Below are 13,122 nucleotides of genomic sequence, written 5' to 3'. Positions count from 1 at the left end.
CAGGACGGATCGGATGCGGATCGGATTCCTGGGGCCGCACGCCACGTTCACCGAGCAGGCCCTGCTGACCCTGCCCGAGTCGCGTGGCGCGGAGCTCGTGCCGCTGCCCGGCGCCCCCGCGGTGCTGGCGGCGGTCCGCGACGGCTCCGTCGACGCCGGCTGCGTGCCGATCGAGAACACCGTCGAGGGCGCCGTCCCGCCGGTGCTCGACGGGCTCGTCGCCGACCCGCCGCTGGTGATCGCCCGTGAGGCCCGGATCGCGGTCCGGTTCTGCCTGATGGGCCGCCGCGGCACCACGCATGACGCGATCCGCTCGGTCGCCTCCCACGGCCACGGCATCGCCCAGACCCGCGGCTGGCTCGCCGAGCACCTGCCGGCCGCCGAGGTCCGGGTCAGCTCCTCCACCGCGGAGGCCGCGGCCCAGGCCGCCCGGGGCGAGGTCGACGCCGCCGTCGCCGCCCCGCTCGCCGCCACGCAGCACGGCCTGGAGGTGCTGGCCGACGACATCGCCGACAACGTGGGCGCCGTCACCCGCTTCGTGCTGCTGACCCGCCCCGGCCCGCCGCCGGCGCCGACCGGCTGGGACCGCACCACCCTCGCCGCGACGACGACGAACCGCCCCGGCACCCTGCTCGGCCTGCTCACCGAGATCGCCGTCCGCGGCATCGACCTGACCCGGATCGAGTCCCGCCCGGTGAAGGGCCGCCACGCCGAGTACTGGTTCCACCTCGACTGCTCGGGTCACGTCGCCGACCCGGCGATGGGGGAGGCCCTGGCCGCACTGCACCGTCGCTGCGACCGGCTGATCTACCTCGGGTCGTTCCCGCGATCCGATCCCGCACCGGACGCCCCGGCGGCCGGTGTGGGGAGCCCGGTGGCGGCGCTCGGTGTCGCCACCGCCGACGACTACGCCGCGTCCGAGCGCTGGCTCGCCGCGGTCCGACGGGGAGCCGACACGTGAGCCACCAGACCGACGACGAGCACGACGGCGCGGCCTCCTTCGCGGCCGTCGGCACCGGCACCCGGACCGCGCAGGTCCCGCCGGACGACGGCGCGCTGCGCCTGGTGCTGGTCCGGCACGGCCGTACCCCGTCGAACGTGCGGCACCGCCTCGACACCGCGCTGCCGGGCCCCGGGCTGGACGAGCTGGGTCACGCGCAGGCCGAGGAGGTCGCCGGGCTGCTCGCCGGATGGCCCGTACGGGGCCTGTACGCGTCACGGGCGACCCGGGCGCAGGAGACCGCCACCCCGATCGGCCGCGCGCTCGGACGCGAGGTGGGGCTGCTCCAGGGCCTGCACGAGGTGTTCGTCGGGGACCTCGAGGGCCAGGAGGGCGACGACGCCCGCGCCGCGTTCGACGAGGTCTTCGAGGCCTGGTGGGACGGTGACGTCGACCGCGCGATGCCCGGCGGCGAGTCCGCCCGCGACGTGTGGGACCGGGCGCTGCCCGACCTCGCCGCGGTGACCTCCGGCGTGGCGGAGGGGGCGGTCGTCGTCGTCAGCCACGGGGCGGCGATCCGGATCCTGTCGCTGGCGCTGCTCGGCGGGCACGACGGCTCCGGACCCGGCCACCCCGACGTCACCTACGGCCGCGAGCGCCCGGTCCCCAACACCGGCCGGGTCGTGCTGCGTCGCGACCCCGGCGGCTGGGTCCCGGAGCTGTGGGACGCGATGCCCGGCGGGCGGCGCGCCACCCACCGGTAGGGGTCAGCCCCAGCCGAGCTCGTGCAGCTTCTCCTCGGTGATGCCGAAGTGGTGCGCGATCTCGTGGACGACGGTGATCGCGACCTCGTCGACGACCTGCTCCTCGTCCTCGCAGAAGTCGAGGACGGCGTCGCGGTACACGGTGATCCGGTCCGGCAGCTCGCCCGCGTAGTCCGCGGTGCGCTCGGTCAGCGCGACGCCCTCGTAGAGCCCGAGCAGGTCCGGCTCGTCGGGGTGGCGCGGCTCGACCAGCACGACGACGTTGTCCATCGCCGCGGCGAGCTCGACGGGCACGAGGTCGAGCGCCTCGCCGACCAGCTCGTCGAACCGGTCGGCGGGCATCGCCACCGGCACGTCAGTTGCCCGAGAGCCCGGGCAGGCCGGGCGGGATGTCGAGGTCCGGCTGTCCGGCTCCGCCGTCGGGGCCGGCGGGCTGCTCGCTGTCGGGCTGCTCGACCGGGGCCTGCGAGCCGGGGGCCGGGGTGGCCGACCCGTCGGCCGGGGCACCGTCCGGACCGGCGGGCGCACCGGGCGCGGACGGTGCCGGAGCGGCGGGCTGCCCGGAGACGACCAGGTTCCCCTTCACCGAGCCGGTGATCGAGGCGAAGCCGCTGTTGTCCGGCAGCAGGGTGCCGATGTTGCAGTTGACCTTGCGGCTGCCGGCCTTCCAGGACTCCTCGGAGAGGTTGCCCCAGTAGACGGTGAGGCCCTTGGCGCCGATCACCTGGTCGTTGCCGGCGAACGTGTTCGCGGCGTCGGTGCAGGCGGGCTGGAGGAACTTGTCCTGGTCCTCGATGGCGGGCCAGTCCTTCGTGAACTCGGTACCCAGGTCGACCAGCCCGACGGCCTCGACGGCGTGCGGCCCGGCGCAGTCGGTCGGGTCGCCGACGGTGCGGCCGTCGATGGCGAGGCAGGTGCCCACCGGCTGGACCGCGGACTGGTCCTGCGCCGCGACCTTGCCGGTGATCGGGAACATCTCCCCGCTGCGCGAGGCCATCTGCAGGCCGCAGCGCATGCCCTTGTCGCCGCCGTCCCAGCGTTGCTGCGACGGCTTGAGCGCGCCCACCCGGAACTTCCCGTCCGGGTCGAACTTGCCGTTCAGGTACGTGGTGACCACCGGGGTGCAGCGGTCGGCGACGAGCTTCTGCCAGGCCTCGTCGGCCGGGAACGTCGGCTGGTCGGCCAGTGCGACCCGCCCCACCTGCTCGAACAGGTGCGGCCGGGCGCAGTCGACGGCGGCGGTGTCGGTCGCGTCGGAGCGGGTCCAGTTCAGGCAGGTGCCCGCGGTGTCCGGCGGGGGCGGCAGCGGCGGGGGCTCCTCCACCTTCGGCACCCCGGAGGACGCGAACGAGCCCAGCACCGGCACCTCGGCGCCGAGCAGCGAGTCCACCGACGCGACGGTCAGCATCAGCAGCGCGCCGACGAGGATCCCGACGCCGACCCGGCGGGCCCCGAGGAGCCCGCCCCGCCCCGCGCCAGCCCGTCCGGAGGTCTCCGACGACCGTCGCCGACGGGTCGGGGCCACCGGCGTGGCCGACGGCCGGGACAGCACCGAGGTCGTGCCCTGCCCGGCGTGGACGGCGGTGCGGCCGGTCGCGTCGGGCCGGTCGGAGCCGGCGGGGGAGCGGGAATCCATGACGTCCCCCATCATGCAGCCGGGGTCGGCCCGGCTTCACCCGGCCGGTGCCCCGGCGCGGCGGTCGGTCGGCCGGATGCTGTGAACGTGCAGGTCCGCCCGGTGCGACGGGGTGCCGCGACCACTCGTCCGGGCGGGTGTGAGTGAAACGCAGCCGAATCGTCATCCGGGAACGGCCGGTGGTTGTCGGCCGCTCCCGGTACGGTGCGCGCGGGGGACGAGAGTGACGATGGGGGACCAGCGATGACCGACGGACCGCGCGCCGGCGGCGGCCCGGACGACAGCACGCCGCCCGCCGGTACGCCGAGGGCGACACCGGGCGGCGCGACACCGGAGCCGCAGTCGACGACGCCGACTCCGCAGACCGACGGACCGGCGACGGCGCCGTGGGCGAACACGCCCGCCGAGCAGCCCGCCGAGGCCCCGCGCGGCCGGATCCGGCAGCAGGACGGCAGCACCACGCCCCGCGAGCCCACGCTCGCCGAGAAGCGGGCCCGCGAGCAGAAGCTGCGCGCGGACCGCGAGGCGGTGCGGCTCAAGGAGGCCCGCTCGAAGACCACGAAGCGGGTGCTGATCGGTGCCGGCGCGACCGTCGGCGTCGTCGCCCTGATCGCGGCCGTGTACGCCGGGTCCGGCGGCGGCAGCGAGTCGGTCGAGGCGCGCTGCGTCGACGACCAGGGCGTCGTCGTGCCGGACGAGAACTGCAGCGGCGCCGAGAGGCAGGGCCAGGTCTCCACCGGTGGCGGTGGTTTCGCCTTCGTCCCGATCTTCCTCGGTGGCGGCGGCCGCCAGTACCACTACAACTACGGCGGGACCGGCGGTGTCGGCCAGGTCGCGACCGGTGGCAACGTGACCCCGCCGCCGAGCGGCACCACGGTCCGCAGCGGCACGACCGGCTCGACCATCGGCTCGGCGAACCGCAGCGGCACGATCTCCCGGGGCGGTCTCGGCGTCGGCGGCGGGTCGTCGTCGTCCTCGGGCGGGTCCGGCTCGTCCAGCGGGAGCTGAGGCGTGCGACGCGAACGCGGCACCCCCCGTCCGGACTGGCAGCGCACGGTCGCCGAGCAGGGCCTGGCCTTCGGCACCCCGGGCCGGGACGGCTCGGGCAACGAGCGGCCGTACTGGGACGAGTCGGTGCACTACGTCTTCGAGATGGACGAGGTCCTGTCCCTCGAGGCCGACGTCGAGGTGCTCCAGTCGATGTGCCTGTCGGCGGTCGACCACGTGGTCACCACCGAGCGTTTCCGGGACTTCGCGCTGCCCGAGTGGTGCTGGGAGCAGGTCGCGCAGTCCTGGCGCCGCTCCGACCCGCACCTCTACGGCCGCTTCGACCTCCGCTACGACGGCTCCGGCCCGGCCAAGCTGCTCGAGTACAACGCGGACACCCCCACCTCGCTGCTGGAGGCCTCGATCCTGCAGTGGCACTGGCTGTCCGACGTCCACCCGGGCGACGACCAGTGGAACTCCCTGCACGAGAAGCTCGTCGAACGCTGGGGCGAGATCAAGGGTCTGCTGCCGTCGTCGGAGGTGCACGTCACCTGGTCCGGCGCCGAGTCCACCGGCGAGGACCACATCACCGTCGGCTACCTGCAGGAGACCGCCGCCGAGGCGGGCCTCGACACCGTCGGACTGTCCATCGAGGACATCGGCTGGGACTCCGCACTGGACCGCTTCGTCGACCTCGAGGAAGCTCCGATGTCGACGGTGTTCAAGCTCTACCCGTGGGAGTGGATGCTGTCCGACGAGTTCGGCAAGCACGTCACCCGCAGCCTGCCCGAGACGCTGTGGCTCGAACCGTTGTGGAAGACCCTGCTGTCGAACAAGGCGCTGCTCGCGGTGCTCTGGGAGATGTACCCCGGGCACCCGAACCTGCTGCCCGCCTCGCTCGGCAACCCGGGCATCCTCACCGAGTACGTCCGCAAGCCCCTGCTGGGCCGCGAGGGCGCCAACATCCAGATCGTCGCCCCCGGCTACGAGACCGCCACCGGCGGCGTCTACGGCGACGAGGGCTTCGTCTACCAGATGTTCGACCCGCTGCCCGAGTTCGACGGGTTCCGTCCGTGCCTGGGCGCCTGGCTGGTCGGTGACACCGCCGCCGGACTCGGCATCCGCGAGACCGCCGGCCTGATCACCGACGACGGCGCGGCCTTCGTGCCGCACCGCATCCCCGAGTCCTGACCCTGTTCCTGCACCGGTTCCTGCACACCCCCGCTCCCCGGAGGTACCTCCCGTGATCCTCGCCCAGGCGTTCGACGCCACGTACTGGGGCTTCCTCGGCCGCGGTGTCGGCGCGATCCTGCTCTACGCCGTGATCGGCACCCTGCTCATGCTGGTCGGCTTCTGGGCCATCGACCTCACCACGCCGGGCAAGCTCCCGGCGATGGTCCGCGGCGGCCTGCCGAACGCGGTCACGATCACCTCGGCCGGGATGCTGTCGATGGCGTTCATCATCGTCACCGCGATCTACGGCTCGTACGGCTCGCTGCTGCAGGGCGTCGTGTCGTCGCTGGTGTTCGGCCTGATCGGGATCATCGCCCAGGTCGCCGCGGTGCGGCTGCTGGAGTGGGTGACCGGCATCGACATCGGCGAGGTCATCCAGTCCGACGAGCCGCGGGCGGTGGCGAAGGTCGTCGCGGCCGCGCACGTCGCGCTCGGCCTGATCGTCGCGGTCGCCGTCTTCTAGACCCTCGGTCCCGGCGCCGCTCAGGCCAGGGCGGTCAGCACCTCGACCCTGGCCTGCGGCGTCGGCATCGCGGCGATCTCGGCGCGGACGTCGCGGGCGGCGGCCGCGAGCTCGCCGTCGTGCAGCAGCCTGCGCAGGGTGTCGGCGGTGAACGGGCCGCCCAGCCCCGCGCCGCGGGCGGCGACCAGCTCGGCGTTGTGCCGCCGGTCCCCGGGCCCGGGCAGCGCGAGCTGCGGGACGCCCGCGGCGAGCGCGGCCAGCACGTGCGCGGCGCTGCCGTCGTGCAGCACCGCCGCGCAGGCCGGCAGCAGCTCGTCCAGCGGGACCCGCCCGACGGTGCGCACCCCCGGCCCGTGGTGGCGCAGCAGCCGCGCCGGGGGACGGACGAGCACGAGCTCGCAGTCCGTGCCGTCGGCGTGGACGCCCGGCAGCGCGCGCACCGCGGAGGACTGCAGGTCCCCGCGCACCGGTCCGCCGCCGCGCAGCACCAGCACCCGCGGGCGGACGGAGGGGCCGCTCAGCCAGGCGGGCAGCGAGGACCGGCCCGGGCCGCGGGCCCGTCCCGGCCGCACGGCCAGCGCGTCGCGCGCCCCGACCAGGCTCGACGGGGCGATGGTCAGCGCGATCGCCGGTGGCGGGACCCCGCGCAGCCCGTGCCGCAGCCGGGCACGCTGCAGCGGGCGGGAGTCCAGCAGCGTGCGGACCAGCGCGAACCCGTCGAGCAGGCCGTTCTCGTGCAGCACCGCCGGGACGTCGTGCCGGGCGGCCGCGAGCGCCCCCGCGACCGCCAGGGGCTCGTACACCACGACGTCGGGCCGCCACTGCTCGGCGACGGTCACCAGCGCGTCGGTCAGCTCCTCGTTCACCGGGCCGAACAGCGAGCGCACCCCGGCGTCGCCGCCGCGCCCGGCCAGCTCGGCCCGCGCGACCACCGGGTGCGCGACGAGCGAACGCGCGGCCAGCCTGCCCACGCGCAGGCTGCGCGCGACGTCGATGAACGGCAGCGGGTCCGTCCCGGGGAGCGGGTGCGCGTCGCCGCCGCCGGCGAGCAGCACCTCGTGCCCGGAGTCCCAGAGCGCGTGGGCGAGCGGCAACAGTGGTGTCAGGTGCCCCGACAGCGGGGCCGCCACCACCAGAACGCGCACCGTTCGAGGGTAACCGCCACGCGGTCGTCCGGGGGCGGTCTCCGCGCGGTTCCGTACGCTCTGGGTGTGATCGTCGAGAACGCGCCCCGGCTCGTCGCCACCGACGTCGACGGGACCCTCCTCGACGGCGACGGCGCGGTCACCCCGCGCACCGTCGCCGTGCTGGAGCGGGCGGTCGCCGCCGGCGCCGGCTTCGTGCTGGTCACCGGCCGCCCGCCGCGCTGGATCCCGCCGGTGCTCGCGCGGCTGCCCGAGGGCCTGGTGCGGCTGTGCGTGTGCGCGAACGGCGCGGTGCTCTACGACGCCGCCGACGACGTCGTGCTCGGCGCGCACACCCTGGAGCCCGCCACGATCCGCGAGCTCGCCGGCCTCGCCGCGGAGCTGTTCCCCGGCTGCGGGTTCGGCGTCGAGCGCGTCGGGAACGCCGAGGGCGACGGCGGCGTGCGGGGCGTCGTCGACGAGTTCCTCACCGACCCCGGCTACGTGCACGCCTGGGGCGAGCACGACGGCGGCTCCACCAGCCGCGAGGATCTGCTCGGCCGCCCGGCGACGAAGGTGCTGATCCGCTCCCCGGAGCTGACCAGCGAGCAGATGATGGACGCGCTCGCACCGAAGGCCGGCGGGCTGGCCGACCTGACGTTCTCGCACTCGTCGGGGCTGCTGGAGGCCTCCGCCCCCGGGGTCACCAAGGCGACCGGCCTGGCCGAGGTCGCCCGCCGTCTCGGGGTGACCGCGGCGGACACCGTGGCGTTCGGCGACATGCCCAACGACCGGGAGATGCTGCGCTGGGCCGGGCTCGGCGTCGCGATGGGCAACGCCCACCCGGACCTGGTCGGGCTCGCCGACGAGGTGACGGCACCGCACACCCACGACGGGCTCGCCGAGATCCTGGAGCGCTGGTTCTGAGCGCACCCGGCGCCGTTCACCCGCCCGTCGACGAGCGGTCATGCCCGGTCCCACGGGCCGCCCCGACCCGGCCCACGACCCCGCCCGCGCGTACCATCACCGGCTGTCATCGCCCGCGAGCCGGGTGCCAGCGCCCGCGCCAGGAGGCCCCCACCCGTGGCTGACACGGCAGACACCCTGGACCGTTCCGGTCCGCAACCGCCCGCCGACGTCCCGCCCACCGGCGAGGTCGCCGTGCTGGCGTCCGTGCAGGGCGCTCTCGCGAGCGACACCACCGTGCGGGTCGCCCGCGGGATGTCGCTGTTCGGCGAGCACGCCGCGGGCTGGCTGGCGATCGGCGTCGTGGGTGCCGCGCTGGACCGCCCCCGCCGGCGCGAGTGGCTCGGCTCCGCCGCGGCCGTCGCGTTCGCGCACGGCGCCTCGATCGGGATCAAGCGCGTCGTCCGGCGCCGCCGCCCCGACCACCCCGCGGTCCGGGTCCTGGTGGGCACCCCGAGCCGGCTGAGCTTCCCGTCCTCGCACGCCACGTCCACCACCGCCGCCGCCGTGCTCTACGGCGGCCTGCTGGGCAGGCGCTCCCGCCCGGTGGCCGCGGCGGGTGTGGGCCTGATGGCGCTGTCGCGCCTGGTCCTCGGCGTGCACTACCCGACCGACGTCGCCACCGGCACCGCGCTCGGCGCGGTCGTCGCCGGTACCGCGCGTCGCGTGATCTCACGCAACCCCACCACCGGAGGGTGAGCGCATGACCAGCACCGACCCCACGAAGGTCGACCGCGACGACTCCGAGAAGGAGAAGGTCGCCCAGGCCGCCGACCCGCAGACCCCCGTCGTCCCGGACGCCCCCGACGACGCAGGCGCCCCCGAGGGCCACGAGGCCGACGCGGCCCCGGCCGCCGTCGCCGCCGAGCACGCCCCGCACGTGCCGATGGACCCGTCCGAGCGCACCACCACGATGGTCGCCCGCGGCCTGCTCAAGACGATGCGCCCCCGCCAGTGGGTGAAGAACGTCCTGGTCTTCGCCGCGCCGTTCGTCAGCGGCCAGCTGTTCGACGTGCCGATCCTGATCGACTGCGTGATCGCGTTCGTCGCGTTCTCACTGGCCGCGTCCGGCGTGTACCTGGTCAACGACGCGCTCGACGTCGAGGCCGACCGGGCGCACCCGACCAAGCGCCGCCGCCCGATCGCGTCCGGCATCGTCCCGGTGCCGCTGGCCTTCGTCGCGGCGGGCGTGCTGTTCGCCGGGGCGATCGCGCTGTCGTTCGCGGTGACCTGGCAGCTGATCATCGTGCTCGCCGTCTACGTGGCGGTGCAGCTGTCCTACTGCCTGTGGCTCAAGCACCAGCCGGTGCTCGACATCTGCATCGTCGCCTCCGGCTTCCTGATGCGCTCCATCGCCGGCGGTGTGGCCACCGGCATCCCGCTGTCGCAGTGGTTCCTGCTGGTCACCGGGTTCGGCTCGCTGTTCATGGTCGCCGGCAAGCGCTACGCCGAGATCAACCTCGCCGAGCGCACCGGGGCCAAGATCCGCAAGTCGCTGGAGAACTACACGGCGTCCTACCTGCGCTACATCTGGTCGCTCTCGGCCACCGTCATGATCGTCATGTACGGGCTGTGGGCGTTCGAGATCCGCGAGGACCACAACTCGGTGTGGTCGGTGCTGTCGATCGTGCCGTTCGTGATCGCGGTGCTGCGCTACTCGGTGGACGTCGACCGGGGCACCGGCGGCGAGCCCGAGGAGATCGCGCTCGGTGACCGGGCGCTGCAGGTCCTGGCGCTGGCCTGGATCGCGATGCTCACCCTGGCCGTCTACAGCTGATGTCGCCCACCCGGGCCCGGCCCCCCGCACGGGGACCGGGCCCGAGGTGTGTCGGTGCCCGGTGTCTCAGCGCCCGGTGTGCCAGGCCCAGGTGTGCGCGAGGCCCTCGGCGAGCGGGGTCGGCGCGGGCAGACCGAGCGCGGCGATCCCGCGCGACGGGTCGAGGCAGCTGCGGCGCAGCTCCCCGGCCCGGGCCGGGAGGAACTCCGGCGCGAACGCCTCCGGGGCGAGCCCGGCGATCTCCCCGATCGTCGCGGCCAGCTCGACGACCGTGGACTCGGTGCCGGTGCCGACGTTGAACACCTCGCCGGCCAGCTCCCCGGCCGCGAGCCGGTCGGCGGAGGCGAGCGCCGCCCGGGCGACGTCGCCGACGTAGAGGAAGTCGCGGGTCTGGCCGCCGTCGCCGAACACGGTCGGCCGCAGCCCGGTGCGGGCCCGGTCGCAGAACAGCGAGACGACCCCGGCCCCGCCCGCCGGGTGCTGGCGCGGCCCGTAGACGTTCGCGAAGCGCAGCACCAGCGCCGGGAGGCCGTGCGCCCGCACGAAGAACCGGGTGTAGCGCTCCGCGGCGAGCTTGCTCATCCCGTACGGCGACTCCGGCTCGGCCGGCTCCGCCTCGGTCGTCGGCAGGGGGGCGCCGTCGCCGTAGATGGCGCCGCCGGTGGAACAGACGACGACCGCGCCCGCGCCCGCGTCCCGGGCCGCCTGCAGCACGCTCAGCGTGCCGAGGACGTTGACCGAGGCGTCGTGCACCGGATCCTCCATCGAGCGGCGTACGTCGATCTGGGCGGCCAGGTGGAACACCGCGTCCGGGCGGTACTCCGCGGCCAGCGCGGTGAGCGCGGCGGTGTCGCGGATGTCGAGCTCGGCCACCGTGACACCCGGGGCGAGGTTGTCCCGGGTCCCGGCGGAGAGGTCGTCGACGACGAGGACGTCGTCGCCGCGGGTGAGCAGGGACTCGACCAGGGTGGAGCCGATGAAGCCGGCTCCGCCGGTGACGAGCGCGCGCATACCTGCCTTCCTCCGGGGCGGACGGTGTGTGCACCCGGCTGCGCGCACACGGTAACCGCGGGTGCCCGGGGCGCCTCAGCCGGTGGAGCGGGCGGGGCCCGCGTCGCAGGCGGTGATCCGGTAGAGCGTGCTGCCGCCCCCGGAGAGGACGGGCTCGAACCCGGGGGCACGGCCCAGGTCGGTCAAGCCGGGGAAACTCTGGGAACGACGGTCCCAGGGCCAGTACGACACGGGACCGTCGATCGCGTATCCGAGGCCGGTCGAACGGACGGCCGCGCAGACGGACGGGTCGCCGGCCGCGTCACGAAGCCGCTGCTGGATGAGCTTCTGGTCCGGGGTCCAGTTCCCGGACATGTGCGGGAACATCGTCTCCCGGCCGGTGAGCGGGTAGATGAGTGCGTTACCGGTCCACGGGTTGGCTGCGACCACGGTGCCCGGCGGCACGGTGTGTCCGGCGGTCTCGAGGAACTCCTCCTGGCCGGGCTGGAGCATCCAGGTGGCTTCGCGCTGGTAGGTACCTGCCACCACGAAGGCGTGCACGCCGACTCGGAAACCGTCGGACGCGACGACGAGGGCGGCCGCGGCCACGGCGACCGCCGCGGTCGTGATCGTGCGCAGATCGGCCGTCGCCGGAAGCCGATCGGATCGGTGGGCCCACGCGTCGACGAGCCACGCGACCATCCCAGTCACGCCGATCGCGGCGAGGGGGACCCCGGTGATGGGGATCATGGCCGCGAGACGGTACGAGTCGTTGTACCAAGCCCCGGTCAGTGCGGTCACCACGTCGCCCTCGCGCGCGATGGCCAGGACATAGAGGAACGCCGAGATCAGGTGGGCGGGCACGAGCCAGGCCGTCCGGGCCTGTCGGAGTGCGAATACCGCGCCGATCAGGACGAGTACCGAGATGACGTACAGCGGCGGACGCCCGTTCGTCCCGTTCCACAGGACTCCGACCAACGCCTCGTGAGCCCCCATGGAGGCGGGCCAGTCGAAGGAGCGCACGCTGGCGAGGAACGGGGACCATGCGAGGAACCAGAGGACTCCGGCCGTGATGACGAGAGCCCCGGCAGGACCCGCCGCCGCCCGCACGTAGCGCCGATCCCGCGCCATGCGGACTGCGGAGCCGGTCGCGGCCACGGCGATCGGGGCCAGGCTGAGCACCAGCAGGCTGACCACGGCGTTGGGGTGGGCCAGCGCCAGTGCTGGAGCGGACGCCAGTCCCAGTAGCAGGGACGACCAGCGATCCAGCGCACCGCTCGTCCAGGACGTCGCGAAACCGACGACGGCGGTCAGCGCGGCCGGTACGAGTGCCAGCCCCAGCAGATTGGGCCAGAGCACCCCCCAGGTCATCATCAGCCACGGCATGGCGGTGAAGGCGGTTGCGAGGATCGGCGCCACCAGGAGCACGTCTGCGCGCGGGCCGGCGATCTGGCGTGCGAGCAGAGCGCAGCAGAGCGGCCACACGACAGCCGCCGCGGCGAAGGCCATCAGATTGGATGCGACCGGGATCGTGACGCCGGCGGTCAGGACGACGAGCGCCACGAGATCGTGCCAGGCGGCCGGGTAACCGGTCGGTCGGCCGGGGTTGGTGATCTCACCGAGGGTCAGGGACGACCCGTCACCGGTTCCGAGTACATGGGCGACCGCGCTGTAGTGGTGCACGGCGTCGTAGGTCGGCGATATGGCGTCGACTCGGCCGAAGGCCAGCACGACGGTCAACCATCCGATGGACACCGCGACGAGCAGGCCGGCGAGCAGGGCCGGCCGTGCCATCGGACCGTCCGGACCTCGACGGAGGAACCGTTCCCGCCACGTCCCACGCGGGACGTCGTCGTCGGTAGTGGTGGTGCGGCGTCGTGCCACGGCACGGATCGCGAACAGCACGGCGGCGCAGAGTGCAGTCGCGCCGACGACAGGAACCGGCCCCCACGGCACACCGAGCCGACCGACCACGACCGCGGTCGTTGCAACGAGTGCGACCGAGACGACCGGGGCGCCGCCCCAACAGGCTGCCCCCCGCCATCCCAGGACGCGGAGGAGCACGACCCCCGGAACCAGGCACCACAACACCGCAACCACCGCGGCGGGTACGGCCGCGAGCCAGCTCATGACCGAGTTCCCGGGGTGGCTCGGGCTACGCTCCGAGCGCCATCGCTGCACAGCCGCATCCGGCGCACCCTACGAGCGTCGTGCCGCAGGCCGTGACGCGCGGCCGACGTGT

At 74.5% G+C, this 13,122-nt stretch carries 13 protein-coding genes; 8 read left to right on the top strand and 5 right to left on the bottom strand.

The genetic code is table 11. The features are described from left to right. Positions 1-13: 13 nt before the first annotated feature. Together pheA and AC0GKK_RS15140 are read left to right on the top strand one after the other, a co-directional pair. On the top strand, positions 14-961 hold the full coding sequence (gene pheA, locus AC0GKK_RS15145; RefSeq protein ID WP_489881918.1) for a prephenate dehydratase: 948 nt from the start codon (positions 14-16) through the stop codon (positions 959-961). Continuing rightward, complete coding sequence (locus AC0GKK_RS15140; RefSeq protein ID WP_489881917.1) at positions 958-1,704, top strand: histidine phosphatase family protein; 747 nt, start codon at positions 958-960, stop codon at positions 1,702-1,704. Before pheA ends, AC0GKK_RS15140 begins: the two co-directional genes overlap by 4 nt. 3 nt (positions 1,705-1,707) lie before the next feature. On the opposite strand, the gene AC0GKK_RS15135 is transcribed toward AC0GKK_RS15140, so the two are convergent. Then, complete coding sequence (locus AC0GKK_RS15135) at positions 1,708-2,058, bottom strand: metallopeptidase family protein (RefSeq protein ID WP_489881916.1); 351 nt, start codon at positions 2,056-2,058, stop codon at positions 1,708-1,710. A 1-nt stretch (position 2,059) separates the two neighbouring features. Further along, positions 2,060-3,340: a septum formation family protein gene (locus AC0GKK_RS15130; protein ID WP_489881915.1), complete on the bottom strand. Its 1,281-nt coding sequence runs from the start codon at positions 3,338-3,340 to the stop codon at positions 2,060-2,062. 243 nt (positions 3,341-3,583) lie between these two features. Here AC0GKK_RS15130 and AC0GKK_RS15125 point away from each other — a divergent pair, with 243 nt between their 5' ends. Genes AC0GKK_RS15125 through AC0GKK_RS15115 form a run of 3 tightly spaced genes read left to right on the top strand, consistent with a single transcriptional unit; the run spans position 3,584 to position 6,023 of the window. Next, positions 3,584-4,348 carry a hypothetical protein gene (locus tag AC0GKK_RS15125; protein ID WP_489881914.1) on the top strand — a complete coding sequence of 255 codons (765 nt, stop codon included), beginning with the start codon at positions 3,584-3,586 and terminating at the stop codon, positions 4,346-4,348. Between the two features lie 3 nt (positions 4,349-4,351). Continuing rightward, positions 4,352-5,518, top strand: coding sequence for a glutathionylspermidine synthase family protein (locus AC0GKK_RS15120; protein WP_482636214.1), 1,167 nt, complete (start codon positions 4,352-4,354; stop codon positions 5,516-5,518). 52 nt (positions 5,519-5,570) lie between these two features. Next, on the top strand, positions 5,571-6,023 hold the full coding sequence (locus AC0GKK_RS15115) for a DUF350 domain-containing protein (RefSeq protein ID WP_083474448.1): 453 nt from the start codon (positions 5,571-5,573) through the stop codon (positions 6,021-6,023). Positions 6,024-6,043: 20 nt separating this feature from the next. On the opposite strand, the gene AC0GKK_RS15110 is transcribed toward AC0GKK_RS15115, so the two are convergent. Then, the gene (locus tag AC0GKK_RS15110; protein ID WP_482636215.1) at positions 6,044-7,168 is read right to left on the bottom strand and encodes a nucleotide disphospho-sugar-binding domain-containing protein; all 1,125 of its coding nucleotides are present in this window, start codon (positions 7,166-7,168) and stop codon (positions 6,044-6,046) included. Positions 7,169-7,234: 66 nt separating this feature from the next. Between AC0GKK_RS15110 and AC0GKK_RS15105 the strand changes: the two genes are divergently transcribed. The 3 genes from AC0GKK_RS15105 (at position 7,235) to AC0GKK_RS15095 (ending at position 9,890) form a co-directional block, all read left to right on the top strand. Continuing rightward, entirely contained in the window at positions 7,235-8,074 is an 840-nt protein-coding gene (locus AC0GKK_RS15105) for an HAD family hydrolase (RefSeq protein WP_179761450.1), read from the top strand. A 156-nt stretch (positions 8,075-8,230) separates the two neighbouring features. After that, on the top strand, positions 8,231-8,812 hold the full coding sequence (locus tag AC0GKK_RS15100) for a phosphatase PAP2 family protein (RefSeq protein ID WP_139282660.1): 582 nt from the start codon (positions 8,231-8,233) through the stop codon (positions 8,810-8,812). A gap of 187 nt (positions 8,813-8,999) precedes the next feature. Continuing rightward, positions 9,000-9,890, top strand: a complete 891-nt coding sequence (locus AC0GKK_RS15095) for a decaprenyl-phosphate phosphoribosyltransferase (RefSeq protein WP_246353421.1) — start codon at positions 9,000-9,002, stop codon at positions 9,888-9,890. Positions 9,891-9,956: 66 nt separating this feature from the next. Here AC0GKK_RS15095 and AC0GKK_RS15090 read toward each other — a convergent pair whose 3' ends face one another. Then, a complete protein-coding gene (locus tag AC0GKK_RS15090) occupies positions 9,957-10,901 on the bottom strand; it encodes an NAD-dependent epimerase/dehydratase family protein (protein ID WP_482636217.1) in 945 nt (314 codons plus the stop codon). A 75-nt stretch (positions 10,902-10,976) separates the two neighbouring features. After that, entirely contained in the window at positions 10,977-13,010 is a 2,034-nt protein-coding gene (locus AC0GKK_RS15085; RefSeq protein ID WP_489881913.1) for a DUF6541 family protein, read from the bottom strand. Positions 13,011-13,122: the final 112 nt, after the last annotated feature.

It is taken from the genome of Pseudonocardia sp. P-1 (genome assembly GCF_058111925.1).
Note: the sequence above shows the minus strand (reverse complement) of the source record. Positions and strands in the feature narration are given on the sequence as shown.

Bases quoted from the DNA above. Each gene is read 5' to 3' on its own strand.
- AC0GKK_RS15090 (WP_482636217.1), bottom strand. From the start codon at position 10,901: ATGCGCGCGCTCGTCACCGGCGGAGCCGGCTTCATCGGCTCCACCCTG.
- AC0GKK_RS15085 (WP_489881913.1), bottom strand. From the start codon at position 13,010: ATGAGCTGGCTCGCGGCCGTACCCGCCGCGGTGGTTGCGGTGTTGTGG.
- AC0GKK_RS15095 (WP_246353421.1), top strand. From the start codon at position 9,000: ATGGACCCGTCCGAGCGCACCACCACGATGGTCGCCCGCGGCCTGCTC.
- AC0GKK_RS15130 (WP_489881915.1), bottom strand. From the start codon at position 3,340: ATGGATTCCCGCTCCCCCGCCGGCTCCGACCGGCCCGACGCGACCGGC.
- pheA (WP_489881918.1), top strand. From the start codon at position 14: ATGCGGATCGGATTCCTGGGGCCGCACGCCACGTTCACCGAGCAGGCC.
- AC0GKK_RS15125 (WP_489881914.1), top strand. From the start codon at position 3,584: ATGACCGACGGACCGCGCGCCGGCGGCGGCCCGGACGACAGCACGCCG.